This window comes from Spirochaeta thermophila DSM 6578, assembly GCF_000184345.1.
Classification (GTDB): Bacteria; Spirochaetota; Spirochaetia; order Winmispirales; family Winmispiraceae; genus Winmispira; species Winmispira thermophila.
The window spans coordinates 1016831-1033100 of the sequence record NC_017583.1; the positions used below are offsets into that span (position 1 = coordinate 1016831).

A 16270-nucleotide genomic window follows, 5' to 3' on the forward strand; every position below is an offset into this window, starting at 1 on the left:
GCCGTTCCTTCCTGGGTCAGGTGTTCACGCGCTCCACGTACTCGCCGGTCTCCGTGTTGACGAGGATCTTCTCTCCCTCTTTGATGAAGATGGGCACCTTCACCTGGAGTCCGGTCTCACAGGTGACGGTCTTGGTGACGTTGCTCACCGTGTCTCCCCGCAGGGCCTCGGGGGCTTCGGTGACCACCAGGACCATCTTCGGGGGGAGCTTCACGTCGAGGGGGGCGCCGTTCCAGAAGACGAGGTCGTACACCTCGCCCTCCTTGAGATAGTGACCCTTCTCTTCGTGTCCTTCCATGGGGATCTCGAACTGCTCGTAGGTCTCGTTGTCCATGAAGTGGAAGGATGTGCCGTCGCTGTAGAGGTACTGGGCGCGTCGTTCCTCGATGTTGGCCTCTTCCACCGAGTCGTTCGTCTTGATGGTCTCTCTGAGTACGAGCCCGGTCTTCACGTGCTTGAGTTTGAGCCGCACGAATGCGGATCCTTTGCCGGGATTGACGAACTCCCGCTCGGCCACGAAGTAGGGCTCTCCTTTGTACAGGAGATACATGCCTTTGTCGATGCTTCCTGCCTTGATCATATCCTTCAGCTTCTCCGTTCGATAATCATTAAGTTTTTAGTCCACTATTTCTTCTATAGTATCAGATAATGGGAAAAAGATCACCCCCCTTATGTCCTTTTCGCCGGTGAGGTACATGAGGAGTCTGTCCACGCCGAGGGCCACGCCGCTCGTGGGGTGGGGGATCCGCGCACACGTGGCAGGGAAGTCGGGAGGGGGGGGAGGGGTGGAGGTGCCTCGCCTCGTGAGTTCGCCTTCCATGAAGCGTTCCACCCGGACGGGGTCGGTCTCCTCTGTATAGCAGTTGGCGAGTTCCATCCCCCCTGCGTAGAGTTCCCAGCGTTCGCGCCAGGGCGTGTCGGGGATGGGGCGTGCGAGGGTGGGGACGAGGGTGGGGTAGTGGGTGAGGACGAGGGGGCGGTCGATGGGGAGGTGGGGTTCCACGAAGGTGAGGAAGATGCGGTGGAAGAGGTCCTCCGCGCTCTCGCGGGGGGAGACTTCCAGGCCGAGTCGCGTGGCGTGGGAGGCGAGGGCCTCACGGGAGTGGTGTGCCTCGAGGGAGAAGCCTGCGTAGCGGGTGAAGGCTTCTTCCATGGTGAGGCGGTGGAAGGGGGGGGAGAGGTGGGGGGCGTCGAGGGAGTGGGCGAGTGTGGCGAAGAGCTCCTCGGTGAGGGAGATCTGGTCGTCGGCGGTGGAGCCGGTGGTGTACCACTCGAGCATGGTGAACTCGGGGCTGTGCCGGGGAGAGGGGGGTTCGGCGTCCCGGAAGACGTGGGAGATCTGGAAGATGTCGCCGTATCCCTGGGCGAGGAGGTGCTTCATCCAGAGTTCGGGGGAGGGGAGGAGGGAGAGGGCACGGGGAGTGTCGTGGAGAGGGTGGTGGGTGGTGGTGAAGGGGCGGATGTGGGCCTCGGGGATGAGGTAAGGGGCGAGGTGGGGGGTGTCCACTTCGAGGTGGTCGTGTGCGCGGAAGAAGGCGCGCAGCTCGGAGAGGAGGCGGGCGCGGATATGGGCGATGTGGAGAGAGCGCATGGGGGTGTTGTAGCATAGGGGAGTGGGGGAGGTGAAGGGGTGAGGGGGCGGAGGTCTCGTTCCGGCGGGGTGAGGCACGTATACTGTGTTGACAGGTCGGAAGGTGATCGTATAGGAATGGTACCGGCGGGAGAATGGGTATGTATCTTGTACTCGGCGCGATGAACGAGGAGATCGCCGCATACCGGGACGTCTTCCATGTCATCTCCGAAGAGGACTGGAACGGGTTCCCCATCTACCGGATGCGTTATCGATCCCTCGATCTCGTGGTGGCGAAGAGCGGGGTCGGCAAGGTCCTCGCCGCCATGGTCTGCCAGCACCTCCTCGAGGTATATACACCGCAGGCGGTGATCTTCACCGGCATAGGGGGAGCCCTCAACCCCTCCTACGACATAGGGGATCTCGTGGTCTCTCGTGACTGCATGCAGCACGATCTCGACGCCACGGCCCTGGGGATACCTCGGGGCAAGGTCCCGTTCACCCCTTACCACGTGCTGGAGGCAGACCCCTGTCTGCGTGCCTTCATGCAGGGCTTCACGCCCTCGTGGGGAAGGGTGTGGGAAGGGCGGGTCCTCACCGGGGACCAGTTCGTGGCAGGGGCGCAGAGGGGGCGGATGGCCTACCTCATCGAGGAGCTCGGAGGGGATGTAGTGGAGATGGAGGGCGCGAGCGTAGGGCTGGTGTGTACGGTGAACCGGACGCCCTTCCTCCTTCTCAGGATCATCTCCGACAGGGCGGACGGCAATGCCCCTTCGGACTTCGCGGCCTTCCTCGGCCGCGCTTCTTCCCATCTTGCGGAGGCCCTCGTCTTTCTCCTCGATAGACTCGGGGAGAGAGGGGAATGAGGTGGTGTCTCTGGGATTGGGGAACGAGGGGCCCGAGGATCCTATTGGCGAAGAGTGTGGCCTACGGTCGCCCCATCGGGTTTCCCCCTGGAAATCTCTTGTACTGTAAAAGAATAACGATTTTTTATTGAATAGATTTGTTTTTTCGGGTAATATGGGGAAAAGCGTACCAGGAGGACGTGGGCATGTCTGATATCCGGGAGCTCCATAGAGAGGAATATGGAGTCCTCCCAGAGATAGCGGTCTCGGCTCCCGGTGTGGTGAGTCTCCTCGGTGAACATACCGAGGAACACGAGGGCCGGGCCATCCAGTTCGCCGCCTCCCACCGGGTGGATGTGGCTATCTCGAGGAGAAAGGACTCCTCCCTCAGGTTCTACTCCGCCTCCCTCCGAGAGAGGAAGAAGACGAGCATACCCAACCTCAAATATAGGAAAGAGGACCGGTGGGCGAACTATCTCAAGGGTTTCTATGCACAGCTTCTGGACTGGGGGGCTCCCCCGCACGGCCTCGAGGTGACCATCTATTCCACGGTGAAACCGCAGATCGGTCTGGCTTCCTCGAGCGCCATGGAACTGGCCTTTGCGGTAGCTCTCGCGACCTTGAGCGGGGTGCACATCTCCGAGGCGCAGCTCATCGATCTCATCCAGGCGGGAGAGGAGGAGTATCTCGGCACCGTGCCCAGACGCGTGGATTTCCTCACCATGTTCCACGCGAAGAGGGATCATCTGGTGATGGTGGATACCCGAACCTGGGAGACCGAGGTGCTGCCTTTGGGATTCCCGGGGACGACGTTTCTCCTGACGGATGCGAATGTGCCCGAGCATATCCTCACCGAGGAGTACGGGGGAATGGACGAGGAGTTCGAAGAGTTCCTCACAGACTTCCTCCGGGAACAGGGGCGACGGTCGCTCCGCGACTTTTCGGTGGAGGAGCTCAGATCTTCCATGGGTCGCATCCCCGAGCACGTGAGGCGGAAGGCCCTCCACGTGGTGGAGGAGTTCCTCAGGGTGGAGGAGGCCCGGCATGCGCTTCAGAGGAGAGACAAGGTGCTCTTCGGGAGGGTGCTCTCCCGGTCGCACGAGAGCCTCAGGGACAACTATGAGGTCTCCTGCCCGGAGTTCGACTGGATCGCCAAACGCTGTTTCGAGGTGCCCGATGTATACGGTTCGCGACTCGTGGGGACGGGGCTCCGTGGGTGCATCGTGACGTTCCTGGAGGAGCGGGCCGTCTCCCTCTATCGTGAGAGGGTGGAAGAGTACGAGCGGATCTTCGGTTTCACGGCCGACGTGTATGAGTGCAGACCCTCCGATGGCGTCGAGGTGATCTCCTGATGCGGGTGCTCCTCACGAACGACGACGGGATCGAGAGCCCGGGGTTGTGGGCCCTCCATGAGGCACTGAAAGATCGTTACGAGGTGGTGGTGATGGCCCCTGAGCAGGAGATGAGCGGCACATCACAGACCATCACCCTCAGGACACCCATCCGGGTGAGGGAACGCGCCCCGGGGATATACACGTGTGGGGGGTTTCCGGCCGACTGCGTGGTGGTCGCCTGCATGAGCCCGGAGACCAGGCCGGATGTGGTGGTCTCCGGCATCAACCCCGGCCCGAACCTCGGAACCGACATCCTCTACTCGGGAACCGCGGCCGCTGCCCGCCAGGCCGCCCTCATGGACCTCCCGGCACTCGCGGTCTCTCTTGCGGACTCTCCGCCCTATGCGTTCGAGCCGTTCGCGCTCTATATACGCGAGGCCCTGGAGCGCCTGGTCGATGCCTGGGAACCGGATCTCTTTTTCAATATCAACGCACCCAACCTCCAGTCCCGGTCCCCCCGCGTGGTGGTCACCCGACCTGCACGGAGGGTCTACTCGGACTCGGTGCAACGGTTCGAAGGACCGGACGGTTCCCGTTACTTCATCGTCTACGGTACCGCGGTGCACGTCTCGGAAGCCCCCGGCTGCGGTTTCGAAGAGGATATGCCGCTGGATTGCAGCGTGGTGGACGAGGGGGGGATTTCCATTTCCCCTGTTCTGGTGCATCCTGTATGTCACAGGAGCCTGATGTCCCTTCAGGCGCGATTGGGGGAGTGACGCATGGTGGAGAGCCCCTTCCAGCGCGGGAAACAGCTCTTTCAGGAAGGGAAGTACCGGGAAGCCCTCCAGGAGTTCCTCTCTTCCGACGGAACCGAGGGGTTGAGTCCCTCAGACCAGGCCTACTACATGGGACTCTGTTACGCACGTCTGGGGGAGTACGAGGAGGCCCTCCTCTACCTGGAGCAGGTTCTCACCACCGATACGCATCCACTCAAGCGGTACCAGGTTCGTATGCTCATCGGATACATCTACTCACTTACCGAACGCTACAAGCTGGCCCAGCTCGAGTTCGAGCGGGTGGTCGAGGAGGGATTCGAGTCCGCCACGGTCTACAACGCCCTCGCTCATGTGCGGTACATGCTCGGTGAGCTGAGAGAGAGTCTCAGCGCCGCGGAAAAGGCGCTTTCCCTCGATCCGGACAACCCGAGTGCCCTCAATTCCATGGGCTACCTCCTCGCCGAACAGGGGGTGCGGCTCTCCCTCGCCCTCAAGTACTGCAGGAAGGCGGTCCAGAAGGCGCCCCGTAACCCCGCGTACCAGGACTCCCTCGCATGGGCGCTCTACAAGAACGGTCAGTTCGCGGAGGCGAGGAATGTGATCAGGGTGGCCCACGCCCTTGCTCCCGACTCTCCGACCATAAGGGAACACTACGAGATCATCGTGGGGGAGAGGCCATGAGGATGCGCTGGCTCGTCTTGTGGCTTGGGCTCGCCGGAGGTCTCCTCGCACAGGAGGTTTCCATCGAAGGCATCAGGGCCGAGGAGGAGTTCAGGTGGGGGGTGAGGGCCTTCCATCTCGGTTTCCTCCACGAGTCCATCCTCTCGTTTCAGAAGAGTCTCTCCTATCGCCCCGACCTCCTCCAGGCACATCTCTGGCTGGGGAGGGCCTACCTCAGGTCCGGTTTCTACGACGCAGCGCTCACAGAGTGGGAGTACGTCCTCTCCCACGGTCATGCACCCCCGTACCTTCAGTACAAGTACGAAACCGTGAAGAGATGGGTGGGTGTGCTCCTTGAGGAAGACTACCGGATCTCGTTCGTGTCCGTGTTTCAGAAGGAGGCGAGGGAGGGGGAACGGATCCTCTTCCGGAACCCCGCGGGTGTTGACGTGGGACCCGACGGTTCGATATGGATCGCTGCCTTCGGGAGCAACGAGGTGGTACACCTCTCCCCCACCGGCAGGTTCATACAGAGCTTCAAAGGCGAGCTCGGGGGATTCTCGGCCCCCTTCGATGTGAAGCTCTCTCCGGACGGGTTCCTCTATGTGTCGGAGTTCATGGCGGACAGGATCTCCGTGCTCGATCGATACGGCCGAAGGGTGCGGAGCTTCGGCAAGAGGGGGATGGGCCCGGGTGCGCTTCTCGGCCCTCAGTACCTTGCGTTCGATGAACAGGGATATGTCTATGTCACCGAGTGGGGAAACCGGAGGGTGAGCAAGTTCACCCCCGAGGGGGAGTTCCTTTTCTCTTTCGGGACGGGAGGGAGCGACTTCTCCGGGCTTCAGGGGCCGAGAGGGATCGCCGTTCGAGGAGGTGAGGTGTATGTGGCCGATACCGCGCGGGGGAGCATCGTGGTCTTCGATACCGAGGGGAACTACCTGAGGGAGATGGGGAAGGGGCTCTTCCGTGAGGTGGAGACCCTGTACCCTTCGGATGGACGGTTCTTCCTCACGGCGGGCGATCGACTGCTCCTCTACGATCCGTCCACGGGGTCCCTCGCCCGGGTGGGTGAGCTCTCGGCCAGGCGTCTCATGGGTATGGCGCGGACCCCCAACGGAGATCTGGTGGTGAGCGACATCGATACCAACCAGGTGCATTTCATGGTGGAGGTGGCGGCGGTCTACGGCGGGCTCTATGTGGACGTGGAGCGGGTGGATGCGCGCGACTTCCCGCAGGTGTTCGTGGACGTGGCCGTGCGCGATCGGGACGGGAGGCCTCTCGTGGGACTGGAGAACTCCAACTTCCTCTTCACCGAGGGGGGGAGAAACCCGGGAGAGGTCCGGCTGGTCTTCCAGGCGGATCGGAGCGCCCGCAGCGAGGTGGCCCTGATCCTGGAGCACTCCCCGGAAATGAGAAGGTATGCGGGCCGTCTCTCTTCACTCGTCGCCTCCCTTCTCCCTTCTCTCTCTTCTCAGGGATCGGTGGCGGTCTTCGCCGCGAAAGACGAGCCGGTCCTCCTTGCGGAGTCGGGTCAGGAAGAGCCGCTCTCCCCCGACCGCCTGGTGGAAGGGGCCTTCCCCTCACGCTGGAGGCCGGATCTCGCCTTGAGGCAGGCGGCCTTCCAGGTGTTGAAGTATCGGGGCAAACGAGCGGTGGTCTTTTTCTCCTCGGGTGCCTTCCCTCCCGGCGCCTTTTCCTCGTACAGCATCGACACCATTCTGGGCCTCTTCCTCCAGAACGAGATCACCCTCCACGTGGTCGACATGTCGGGTGGACGCACCATCCCCGACGAGCTCGCTTACCTCGTCGAGAAGACGGGCGGCGAGGTGTTCGATCCCTCGGCCCCCCGAGGCCTTTCCGATCTTGCACAGAGGATCGGGAGTCAGCACTCGGGGCGATACGTGCTCTCGTATACTTCGATTTCCAACCCCGATTTCGGCCGCTCCTTCATCCCCGTGGAAGTGGAGGTGCGCTTCTTCAGTCGTTCCGGACGGGACGAATCGGGGTACTTCGGACCAGCGCAATGATCGGTGCTCTTTGGTACTACCTCGTCCGCGGCAGGAAGGAGTGGGAGGACCTGTGCAACCGTTGCGGGAGGTGTTGTTACACCAAGGAGGTCCAGCCCGATGGCACGGTCTTCATAGACTATTCTTCTCCGTGTCGCTATCTTAATAGTGAGACGAATCTGTGCACGGTGTACGAACGTCGATTCAAGGTGTGTAGGGAGTGCAGGAAGGTGACGATATTCCATGCCCTGTGGGCCAGGTACATGCCCAGGGAATGTGCGTACGTGCAGTTCTACCGTCATGGAGGATATCGCCGCAAGGGAGGGAACCGTGGCAGAGGAATGGACGCCGCTCTTTGAAGAAGAGGAGGCGGTGGAGGAGGAGACCGAGGTTTCGGAACCCGAGATGTACTGGGTGGTCCTCCTCAACGACGATTTCACGCCTATGGAGTTCGTGGTGGACATCCTCGTGGATATCTTCCACAAGGACAGAGTGGAGGCCACGAAGATCATGCTCACCGTACACCGCACGGGCAAGGGAAAGGTGGCGACCTACCCCTATGACATCGCCGTGACCAAGGTCGCCCAGGTACACAGACGTGCACGTGAAGCCGGTCACCCTCTGAGGTGCACCGTGGAGAAGGCGTAGGAGGAAGGATGAAGCTGAGTACTGAGGTACAGGATATACTCTATGCGGCCTATGAGGATGCGAGGGGGAGACGCCATGAGTACGTGACCCCCGAGCACATCCTCTATGTTTCGCTTCAGTTTCAGATGGTGAAGCGCGTGTTCGAGTACTGCGAGGTGGACATCCCGGCTCTTGCCCGTCCTCTCGAAAAGTATCTCTCGACCAAGGTGCCGCTCAGCAACGATCCGCCGGAACAGTCTCTCGGATTCCAGAGTGTGATCGATCGGGCGTACTTCCAGACCAAAGCCGCCTCCCGCGAAGAGATCGACGTCGGTATGCTCCTGGTGGCGATCTACGACGAGGAGTACACCTATGCGGGACACATCCTCCGGGAGCTCGGGGTGAAGCGCGTGACGCTGCTGGAGGCGGTCACCAGGGCGAGGGAGGAGCAGGAGACCCCCGAGGTGGAGGAATCGCCCAAGGAAGACAGGGAACCCAGGAAGAAACGGAGCGCCTCGAACCCCCTGGAGGCCTTTGCCGTGGATCTGGTCCAGCGGGCGAGGGAAGGGGGGATCGAGCCTCTCGTCGGGAGGGAGGATCTCCTCGAGCGCACCATACAAGTCCTCTGCCGGCGGTTCAAGAACAACCCGCTTCACGTGGGGGAGGCGGGGGTGGGAAAGACGGCGCTCACAGAGGGGCTCGCCCTCAGGATCGCGGAGGGAACGGTCCCTGAGATCCTGAAGGGGTACAAGATCTATGCCCTCGATATGGGCGCGCTCATCGCCGGCACCCGTTTCAGGGGGGACTTCGAGGAGCGTCTCAAGGCCGTCATCAAGGCCCTCCTCGCCGAGGAACGGGCCATCCTCTTCATCGACGAGATACACACGATAGTGGGCGCCGGAGCCACCACGGGAGGCGCCCTGGATGCCTCCAACATCCTCAAGCCTGTACTCGCTTCAGGCAGGATCAGATGCATAGGGAGCACCACCTACGAGGAGTATCGGAAATTCCTGGAGAAGGACAGGGCCCTCGCCCGCCGGTTCCAGAAGATCGACGTGCCCGAGCCCACCCCGGAGGAGACCCTCGAGATCCTCATGGGTATCACGGACCGATACGAGACATACCACAACGTACGGTATTCCCGTGAAGCCCTCGAGGCGGCGGTCCGACTCTCCACGGAGTACATCACGGATCGACATCAACCCGACAAGGCCATCGACGTGATCGACGAGATAGGGGCCTACATACGCATGAGGACCTACCGCGAAGGAGTCGAGGCCGGGGAGCCCGTCGAAGTGACGGTGCACGATGTGGAGAGGGTGGTTTCCAGGATCGCCCGCATCCCCGAACGCACGGTCTCTACGTCGGAGAGGGAGCGACTCCGGAACCTCGAGCAGGAGCTGAAAGCACGCCTGTTCGGTCAGGACGAGGCCGTGGAGGCCGTGGTCCAGGCCATCAAGAGGGCCCGGGCCGGCTTCAGGAGGCCCGACAAGCCGGTGGCCTCCTTCCTCTTCGTGGGCCCCACCGGGGTGGGGAAGACCGAGCTCGCCCGCTCGCTCGCCGACATCATGGGAGTGCCCCTCCTCCGGTTCGACATGAGCGAGTACCAGGAGAAGCACACCGTCTCTCGTCTCCTCGGTTCCCCTCCCGGCTATGTGGGATATGAGGAGGGCGCGCTTCTCACCGATGCGGTGCGTAAACATCCCCATGCCGTGCTCCTCCTCGACGAGATAGAGAAGGCCCATCCCGATATCTTCAATGTCCTGCTCCAGGTCATGGACTACGCCACCATCACCGACAACACCGGCAAGAAGGCGGATTTCAGGAACATCGTCCTCATCATGACCTCGAATGCCGGGGCACGGGAGCTCGGTCAGAGGATGATAGGATTCGGAGAGCGTGTGATGCAGGAGGAGAGTATCATACATGCCGTGGAACAGCTCTTCAGTCCTGAGTTCAGGAACCGGCTCGACAAGGTCATCGTCTTCAAGCGTCTGGCCCCCGAGATCGTGGAGCAGATAGTGAGAAAGGAGCTCAGACTCTTCCAGGAGCAGCTCGCGGAGAAGGGTGTCACGCTCGAGGTCACCGATCGATGCGTGCGATGGCTCGCGGAACACGGGTATTCGCCGGTCTTCGGGGCGCGGAACATCGCCCGGCTCGTAGAGGAGAAGATCAAGGGCTTCTTCGTGGATGCCGTGCTCTTCGGTCCCCTCTCCGAGGGCGGGAAGGCCGTCGCCGACATCGAAGACGACGATGTGGTGGTGAGGTGTGAGGATGAGGAGGAGACGACCGATCCCGTATCTTGAGGGCGTGGCCTACCTTTCCCACAGGGAACGGATCTTGTTTCCTTCTCCCTTGGATGCCGACGAGGATATCGTGGCGGCGGGGGGCAATCTCTCGCCTGGCGTGCTTCTCTCGGCCTACGAGCAGGGGATCTTCCCCTGGTACGAGGAGGGGTATCCCATCCTCTGGTGGTCGCCCGAGGTTCGTTGCATCCTCTGGTCGAACGACCTCCACATCTCCAAGCGTCTGAGGCGTGACCTTCGACGCAGCGACTTCCGGTTTTCCGCAGATCTCGCCTTTGAACAGGTGATCCACGCCTGTGCGACGGTACCCAGGCGGGGACAGGAGGGAACGTGGATCACACCGGAGATGCACGATGCCTATATCCGCCTCCATCACCTGGGTTACGCTCACTCGGTGGAGGTCTGGAGAGGGGAAGCGCTCGTGGGAGGGTTCTATGGTGTGAGCCTCGGGCGGGTCTTCTTCGGCGAGTCGATGTTTTCCCTGGTGGACAATGCCTCCAAGGCGGCCCTCGTCTTCTCCAGGGCCCTCTTCCTCAGGCTGGGCATCACCCTCGTCGACTGCCAGGTGCCCACCGATCATCTCCTGAGAATGGGGGCGGTCACCGTTCCGCGCGAGGACTTCCTTGCCTCTCTCGGGCCTCTCCTCCGCACCCCGTCGAGGAGGGGAACGTGGAGGGTGAGCAGCCTCCGGGGGACATGCCTTCTACCGGGTCTTACGCACATGGAGGAGCCGCTCTCCGAACTGCTTTTTCTTGAGAAGTCGCGAGAGCGTGAGACGGTAGATCTCGCAGAGATGGGAGGTGTATGAGGAGATCTGCTCGATGCTCCTCACGGCTTCATGGGCGAGGAAGTCGATGTTGTAGGTGGAGAGCTCTTCCTGGAGGTGGGCGGATTCTTCCTCGATCTCGTCCTGTGAGAGATGCGGTGCCTCTATGAGAAAGTCCTGATACAGCACGAGGATGCGCTCGAGGGCCTCCATGGAGTAGCGGAGGAAGGCGAGTTCCTCCTCCACCTTGTCTCTCATAAGACTTTTGTGTTTGAAGAGATAGACGATTTTTTTTCTCGATGGCATCATGTGGTCTCCCTATTAAGAGCCTAGTCCATCCACTGCCGATATGCAAGCTCCGGTATTCCAGGGAAAGAGGGGACTGTAACATCGAGTGTTGAAAAAGGCGGGGAAAAAAGATAAGGGGTATCTCCCACCAACACACACTTACAGCTAAGGAGGAGATACCCCATGACACATGTACCTGCGACACACTCTACCCTTTCTCGCCTGATGAGGCAAGTGGAAGACCAGGTACGGGAGCACGTCCTCCAGACGTACAAGAGCTACCTGGAGCGCCTCCTTGAGGCACTCAGAGATGCGGTAGTGGGAAGAGACCGATATGCCAGAGGAGGTCCTGAGGACGTCTCCTACTACCGGTACGGCTACAGGAAGTGGAAGACCGTGCAGGTCCCATGGGGAACCCTTACTGAGGTACGCGTGCCGCGTATCCGTACCAGCTGCGGGAAAGAGGTGAGGCTGGTGACCTATGAGCACAGGCTCAAGGCCCTCACCGAGGAACTTCTGCTTGGGTATGTGGGAGGGATGAGTGCGCGGACGTGGACCATTCTCTTACGGGAGCTGGGGATAGGAGAGGCTCACCCGCAGACCCTGCTGAGGCTCATCAGACGTCTTCGCGAAGAGAAAGAGCGGTGGCGGAAGCGGCCCCTCAGCGGGGTGAAGGCCCTTGTGCTGGATGGGGTATGGGCCAAGAGGCGGGGGAGCGATCAGAAGAAGCTGGTGGTCTTAAGTGCCGTGGGGGTGAAGGAGGACGGGACACACGAGCTGCTTGACTGGATCGTTGCAGCGCGTGAGGACCGAGCGAGCTACGAGCGACTCCTTACCGGGCTCTACGAGCGGGGGCTTGAGGAGGTGGAGCTGGTGGTGGCCGATGAGGCAGAAGGCATCTGGCAGGCGGTGGAGACCGTGTATCCCGAGGCGAAAAAGCAGATATGTCTGTGGCACCTGCAGCGGACGCTTGAACAGAAGCTCCTGCAGGATATGGGGGAACGGAAGGGGAAGAACGCAGACCTCCAGAAGGAGAGGCGAGCTTTTCGAGCGGAGTACTGGAAGCTCTTTGAGGCAGGAGGGAAGGAGGAGGCAGAGGGTGCGTGTGAGGCATTCGTGAAGAAGTGGGCGCCGAAGGCTCCCCGGATGACGGCTGCTCTCCTGTGGCGGAAGGAGCGGCTCTTCTCCTATCTGGAGTTACCCTATGAGTGGAAGGAGAAGGTGAGGACGAGCAACCTTGCGGAGAACATGTTTCGTCACATGAGGAGCTTTCTGCGGAGGTATCCTGGGTATATGAGCCGTGCCCATGCAGATGAGGTGGTAGGCCTCTACGTGGTGGGCATGCAGGTGATACAAGAGGTGGGGAGATGCACCCCTTATCAACTCCAGCTCAATTTCAACACTCCCCCTTGACAGTGCCCAGGGGGGGCTGGATGTTGACATTCTGGAGGCCTTGGTGTATAGTCCACGCCGTCGCGGGGGGCCGCTAGCTCAGCTGGTAGAGCAACGCCCTTTTAAGGCGTGGGTCACAGGTTCGAATCCTGTGCGGCTCAAGCTTCGGCGATACATGTCTCCTTCGTCTAGGGGTTAGGACACAGGGTTTTCATCCCTGTAACAGGGGTTCGAATCCCCTAGGAGACGCTGGCCGCCATCGGAGATGGCGGCTTTTTTCATGTCCCGGCAAGCGAAAAAGCCCCGCCTACGCGGGGCTCCCTGTGTCACCTGCTCCAGAATCTGAATCCGAGGGATCCCTGGAGCCCGAAGTTGAAATCCGGAAACTTGAAGGGATCCGCGATCCTCTGGGTGAAGGTGGGAGCGAGCTCGAGGAAGAGCTCGAGCGGACTCAAAGGGAAGATGTTGAGTCCGATGGGCACCCTCCCCCCCAGCTGGATGTCGTTCTCGTCGTTCATCCTCGCGTATCCCACGTAGAACCCCAACCCGAGGTAGTAGTTGAGCACGCCCACGAGCTGCTCGTTTGTGAACCAGTAGTCCCCGGTGAGGCCGATGGAGACCTGCTCGGACCCCACCGTGAATCCGAGCCCCCAGAGGAGAGGGGAGCCGTTGGGTTTCACGGACAGGAAGGCGTTGGTACCGGGGAGCCCTCCGACCGGTTCGAGTCCGAATGCGAGGCCGATGCCGAATCCGTGAGCGCTGAGGGCCACTGCCGTCAGGAGCGCCACCATGAGCACGCGTTTCCGTACGGTCATGCCGTTTCCTCCTTCTCTAATATGAATCTGCACGGTGCACCCATACAACATAGAGCGTATCGAGAGGAAAAACAAGTGGAGAGAACTTTCCAAAATGATTGTCGCTACTGGACCGGCTTCGTGGAGAGGATCCTGTTGCATTGTGCAGGGGCGTGGGATAGACTGGGGATGTACCCTTTCCATTGCCGAGGAGAAGGGAATGCTCACAAAGCTCTGCGTACGGAATTTCAAAGTGTTGGACGAATGTGAGATCGACCTCTCACAGCGGGTGGTGTTCGTCGGGCCCAACAACTCGGGAAAGACCTCCGCTCTCCAAGCGATCGCCTTGTGGGATCTCGGCGTGAAGAGATGGCTCGAGAAGAGGGGAACCCAGGATGTCCCCTCCAAACGGGCTGGGGTGACGATCAGCCGGCAGGATCTCATATCCATCCCCGTGCCCTCGGCGAAACTATTGTGGAGGGATCTCCATGTGAGAGAGGGAGAGCGGATAGGAGGGAGGGCCCAGACCCGGAATGTGAGGATCGAGATTGGGGTGGAGGGTGTGGACACGAACCTGTGGGAGTGTCGTTTGGAATTCGATTATGCAAACGAAGAATCCATCTACTGTCGTCCTCCGCTCGGTCCGAACAGACGGCGGCTCGATGTACCCGCCCATCTCAAGGATCTTCAGATCGCCTATCTTCCCCCGATGTCAGGTCTTGCAGCCCGGGAAGACCGTCTTGAGCTGGGATCCATACGGGTGAGGCTGGGAGAAGGCCGCACGGCCGAGGTGTTACGGAATCTATGCTGGCAAGTTCTGCAAAGTGAGAACGGGAGGGAAAAGTGGGAGAGGATAAAAGAAGACATGTATCGTCTCTTTGGGTCGAGACTCAACGATCCCAAGTACAACCTGGAACGCGGGGAGATCACTCTCGATTACTCTGCTCCCTCCAACACGGTACTCGAAATTTCGGCTACGGGACGCGGCGAGCAGCAGACACTGCTCCTGCTCGCATATATGGCGATCAACACAGGATCTGTGCTCCTGCTCGACGAACCTGATGCGCACCTTGAGATTCTCCGGCAGAGGCAGATCTACGAGTTGTTGTGTGAACACTCGGAGGCAACCAACAGTCAGATCATTGCAGCGAGTCACTCAGAAATCCTTCTCAATGAAGCAGCACAACGGGATCTGGTCATAGCTTTCGTCGGAAGGCCCCATCGAGTTGATGACCGGGGAAGCCAGCTGTTGAAGGCATTGCGCGACATCGGTCACGACCAATACTATCTGGCCGAGACCACGGGATGGGTCTTGTACCTTGAAGGTTCTACGGATTTGGCTATACTCAAGGCCCTCGCCCGGAAACTGGGGCATCCGGTTGAGAAGGTGTTGGAGCGTCCCTTTGTCCACTACGTAGGGAATCAGCCACGGAAAGCAGAGGAACACTTCTATGCACTTCGGGAAGCCAAACAGGATCTTGTCGGTATCGCCGTGTATGATCGTCTTGACAGAGCATTGCCTCAGGATCCCGATCTGAGACATGTCATGTGGTCCAAGAGGGAAATAGAGAACTACATCTGCCGCAAGGAGGTGCTCCTCGCATATGCCGAGGCGGAGGGGAAGCGTCATAGCGGCGAGCTGTTTGGGGCTCGATGGCGTGAAGAGATGGAGAAGGCCATTGAAGAGATCGAAGCCGCACTGAGGACTCTGGGCAAAGATCCATGGGGTGGGGATCTCAAAGCGAGTGACGAATTCCTTGCCCCGCTGTTCAAGAACTTCTACGAGAGGATTGGACTACGCAATGAAATGGCGAAGACCAACTACCATGTGCTCGCGGATTTCATCTCCCCCGATGACGTGGATCGAGATGTCCGTGAGGTGTTGGATGCGATCGCAGAGGTGGCAGGTTCTGCAAAGAGACGGTCTTGACTCCTCCCACGCATTCCCTTGACTTTCCTCCGCGGGCCTGGATAGGCTCCTCTCATGGCTGTACGAGGCCTCGTCCCGGCGGCGATCCTCTGTCTTCTCGTGATGACCTCCTGTGCCTCCTCCCCCCGGCCCGATCTCGCAGAGGCATACTTCTCTCTCGGCAACGCCTACTACGAGGAAGGAGACTTCTCCCGGGCCGTTGGGGCGTATACCCAGGCACTGAGGTTCTCCCCGCACACCCCCCGTATCGAGTACAACCTCGCCCGCACCTACATCCGGACGGGTGAGTACGACCGGGCCGAGGCCCTCCTCGAGGGACTGCTCGAGAGGGATCCTGTGAACACCATGGTCCTCTCCACCCTGGCCTACCTCTTCATCTGCAAAGGGGATCCCGACACCGCCGAGGACTTCTACCGTCGGGCGCTCGAGCTCTCGCCGGGCGATGTCACGATTCTCTACAACCTCGCCCGTCTCCGCATGGAAGAGGGTGATGTGAGTGCGGCCCTCGCGTACGCAGGGGAGGCGTACGAGATCTCTCCGGAGAAGAAGGAGGTGCTGCTCCTCTATGCCATCCTGCGGCTCGAGACCGCTCCCACGGACGAGGAGGCCGTCACCCTCGGGGAGACGGCACTCTCTTCGTATCCCAAGGATCCGTATCTGCTCCGCGCGCTCGCCCGGGCGTATGAAGCGGCCCAGCGATACGCCGATGCCCTCACCCTCCTTTCCACACTCACCTCGGTGAACCCCGAGGATCCCGATGCCTTCTTCTTGAGGGCTCGCCTGCGACTCCTCTATGCCGGTGAGGTGAAAGAAGGGCTCGACGACCTCCGGAAGGCCTGTGAACTGGGTTTCTCCGACAGGGAACGGGCAGAGGAGCTCCTCTCCTCTCCCTTCCTCGTCCCTGTGGATGAGGTGAAGGGGATCCTGGAGGAGCATGATCTCCTTCCGGAAGGGATGCTCCCCCAGGAATGAGGTG

At 60.6% G+C, this 16270-nt stretch carries 16 protein-coding genes and 2 tRNA genes; 14 read left to right on the plus strand and 4 right to left on the minus strand.

Annotated elements, in window-relative coordinates:
• Positions 1-16: 16 nt before the first annotated feature.
• Both efp and SPITH_RS04520 read right to left on the minus strand, forming a co-directional pair.
• Entirely contained in the window at positions 17-580 is a 564-nt protein-coding gene (gene efp / locus SPITH_RS04515; RefSeq protein ID WP_014624535.1) for an elongation factor P, read from the minus strand.
• 36 nt (positions 581-616) lie between these two features.
• Positions 617-1591, minus strand: coding sequence for an amino acid--tRNA ligase-related protein (locus tag SPITH_RS04520; RefSeq protein WP_014624536.1), 975 nt, complete (start codon positions 1589-1591; stop codon positions 617-619).
• Positions 1592-1731: 140 nt separating this feature from the next.
• On the opposite strand from SPITH_RS04520, the gene SPITH_RS04525 reads away from it, so the two are divergent.
• The 9 genes from SPITH_RS04525 to aat all read left to right on the plus strand — a co-directional run bounded on the left by SPITH_RS04525 (position 1732) and on the right by aat (position 10932).
• The gene (locus tag SPITH_RS04525) at positions 1732-2436 is read left to right on the plus strand and encodes a 5'-methylthioadenosine/adenosylhomocysteine nucleosidase (RefSeq protein WP_014624537.1); all 705 of its coding nucleotides are present in this window, start codon (positions 1732-1734) and stop codon (positions 2434-2436) included.
• Positions 2437-2621: 185 nt separating this feature from the next.
• Positions 2622-3767 (plus strand): galactokinase, encoded by a 1146-nt coding sequence (locus SPITH_RS04530; protein WP_014624538.1) that lies wholly within the window; start codon positions 2622-2624, stop codon positions 3765-3767.
• Positions 3767-4525, plus strand: a complete 759-nt coding sequence (gene surE / locus SPITH_RS04535; RefSeq protein ID WP_014624539.1) for a 5'/3'-nucleotidase SurE — start codon at positions 3767-3769, stop codon at positions 4523-4525. Before SPITH_RS04530 ends, surE begins: the two co-directional genes overlap by 1 nt.
• Positions 4526-4528: 3 nt before the next feature.
• Positions 4529-5206, plus strand: coding sequence for a tetratricopeptide repeat protein (locus SPITH_RS04540; protein WP_014624540.1), 678 nt, complete (start codon positions 4529-4531; stop codon positions 5204-5206).
• Entirely contained in the window at positions 5203-7212 is a 2010-nt protein-coding gene (locus SPITH_RS04545) for a hypothetical protein (protein ID WP_014624541.1), read from the plus strand. Before SPITH_RS04540 ends, SPITH_RS04545 begins: the two co-directional genes overlap by 4 nt.
• Positions 7209-7550, plus strand: coding sequence for a CxxCxxCC domain-containing protein (locus tag SPITH_RS11940; protein ID WP_014624542.1), 342 nt, complete (start codon positions 7209-7211; stop codon positions 7548-7550). The genes SPITH_RS04545 and SPITH_RS11940 overlap by 4 nt, the downstream gene beginning before the upstream one ends.
• Complete coding sequence (clpS, locus tag SPITH_RS04550; RefSeq protein ID WP_014624543.1) at positions 7492-7839, plus strand: ATP-dependent Clp protease adapter ClpS; 348 nt, start codon at positions 7492-7494, stop codon at positions 7837-7839. Before SPITH_RS11940 ends, clpS begins: the two co-directional genes overlap by 59 nt.
• Before the next feature lie 8 nt (positions 7840-7847).
• Positions 7848-10124 (plus strand): ATP-dependent Clp protease ATP-binding subunit ClpA, encoded by a 2277-nt coding sequence (gene clpA / locus SPITH_RS04555; protein WP_014624544.1) that lies wholly within the window; start codon positions 7848-7850, stop codon positions 10122-10124.
• On the plus strand, positions 10093-10932 hold the full coding sequence (gene aat, locus SPITH_RS04560; RefSeq protein ID WP_014624545.1) for a leucyl/phenylalanyl-tRNA--protein transferase: 840 nt from the start codon (positions 10093-10095) through the stop codon (positions 10930-10932). Before clpA ends, aat begins: the two co-directional genes overlap by 32 nt.
• Here aat and SPITH_RS04565 read toward each other — a convergent pair.
• Complete coding sequence (locus tag SPITH_RS04565; protein WP_041623365.1) at positions 10828-11199, minus strand: hypothetical protein; 372 nt, start codon at positions 11197-11199, stop codon at positions 10828-10830. The two genes, aat and SPITH_RS04565, sit on opposite strands and share 105 nt — an antisense overlap.
• Before the next feature lie 162 nt (positions 11200-11361).
• On the opposite strand from SPITH_RS04565, the gene SPITH_RS04570 reads away from it, so the two are divergent.
• From SPITH_RS04570 to SPITH_RS04580, 3 genes are all read left to right on the plus strand, one after another.
• The gene (locus SPITH_RS04570) at positions 11362-12591 is read left to right on the plus strand and encodes an IS256 family transposase (protein ID WP_014624546.1); all 1230 of its coding nucleotides are present in this window, start codon (positions 11362-11364) and stop codon (positions 12589-12591) included.
• A gap of 67 nt (positions 12592-12658) precedes the next feature.
• A tRNA-Lys gene (locus tag SPITH_RS04575) sits at positions 12659-12731 on the plus strand.
• Between the two features lie 16 nt (positions 12732-12747).
• Positions 12748-12819: transfer RNA gene (locus tag SPITH_RS04580), tRNA-Glu, on the plus strand.
• 77 nt (positions 12820-12896) lie between these two features.
• Here SPITH_RS04580 and SPITH_RS04585 read toward each other — a convergent pair.
• On the minus strand, positions 12897-13385 hold the full coding sequence (locus SPITH_RS04585; protein WP_014624547.1) for a hypothetical protein: 489 nt from the start codon (positions 13383-13385) through the stop codon (positions 12897-12899).
• Between the two features lie 199 nt (positions 13386-13584).
• Here SPITH_RS04585 and SPITH_RS04590 point away from each other — a divergent pair, with 199 nt between their 5' ends.
• Both SPITH_RS04590 and SPITH_RS04595 read left to right on the plus strand, forming a co-directional pair.
• On the plus strand, positions 13585-15294 hold the full coding sequence (locus tag SPITH_RS04590; RefSeq protein WP_014624548.1) for an AAA family ATPase: 1710 nt from the start codon (positions 13585-13587) through the stop codon (positions 15292-15294).
• Positions 15295-15348: 54 nt separating this feature from the next.
• Entirely contained in the window at positions 15349-16266 is a 918-nt protein-coding gene (locus tag SPITH_RS04595) for a tetratricopeptide repeat protein (protein ID WP_014624549.1), read from the plus strand.
• Positions 16267-16270: the final 4 nt, after the last annotated feature.

Coding starts and splice junctions, on each gene's coding strand:
- efp (WP_014624535.1), bottom strand. CDS start 580: ATGATCAAGGCAGGAAGCATCGACAAAGGCATGTATCTCCTGTACAAA.
- SPITH_RS04565 (WP_041623365.1), bottom strand. CDS start 11,199: ATGATGCCATCGAGAAAAAAAATCGTCTATCTCTTCAAACACAAAAGT.
- SPITH_RS04540 (WP_014624540.1), top strand. CDS start 4,529: ATGGTGGAGAGCCCCTTCCAGCGCGGGAAACAGCTCTTTCAGGAAGGG.
- SPITH_RS04585 (WP_014624547.1), bottom strand. CDS start 13,385: ATGACCGTACGGAAACGCGTGCTCATGGTGGCGCTCCTGACGGCAGTG.
- SPITH_RS04545 (WP_014624541.1), top strand. CDS start 5,203: ATGAGGATGCGCTGGCTCGTCTTGTGGCTTGGGCTCGCCGGAGGTCTC.
- SPITH_RS04595 (WP_014624549.1), top strand. CDS start 15,349: ATGGCTGTACGAGGCCTCGTCCCGGCGGCGATCCTCTGTCTTCTCGTG.
- SPITH_RS04570 (WP_014624546.1), top strand. CDS start 11,362: ATGACACATGTACCTGCGACACACTCTACCCTTTCTCGCCTGATGAGG.
- SPITH_RS11940 (WP_014624542.1), top strand. CDS start 7,209: ATGATCGGTGCTCTTTGGTACTACCTCGTCCGCGGCAGGAAGGAGTGG.
- surE (WP_014624539.1), top strand. CDS start 3,767: ATGCGGGTGCTCCTCACGAACGACGACGGGATCGAGAGCCCGGGGTTG.
- SPITH_RS04530 (WP_014624538.1), top strand. CDS start 2,622: ATGTCTGATATCCGGGAGCTCCATAGAGAGGAATATGGAGTCCTCCCA.
- SPITH_RS04590 (WP_014624548.1), top strand. CDS start 13,585: ATGCTCACAAAGCTCTGCGTACGGAATTTCAAAGTGTTGGACGAATGT.
- clpA (WP_014624544.1), top strand. CDS start 7,848: ATGAAGCTGAGTACTGAGGTACAGGATATACTCTATGCGGCCTATGAG.
- clpS (WP_014624543.1), top strand. CDS start 7,492: ATGGAGGATATCGCCGCAAGGGAGGGAACCGTGGCAGAGGAATGGACG.
- aat (WP_014624545.1), top strand. CDS start 10,093: ATGAGGAGGAGACGACCGATCCCGTATCTTGAGGGCGTGGCCTACCTT.
- SPITH_RS04525 (WP_014624537.1), top strand. CDS start 1,732: ATGTATCTTGTACTCGGCGCGATGAACGAGGAGATCGCCGCATACCGG.
- SPITH_RS04520 (WP_014624536.1), bottom strand. CDS start 1,591: ATGCGCTCTCTCCACATCGCCCATATCCGCGCCCGCCTCCTCTCCGAG.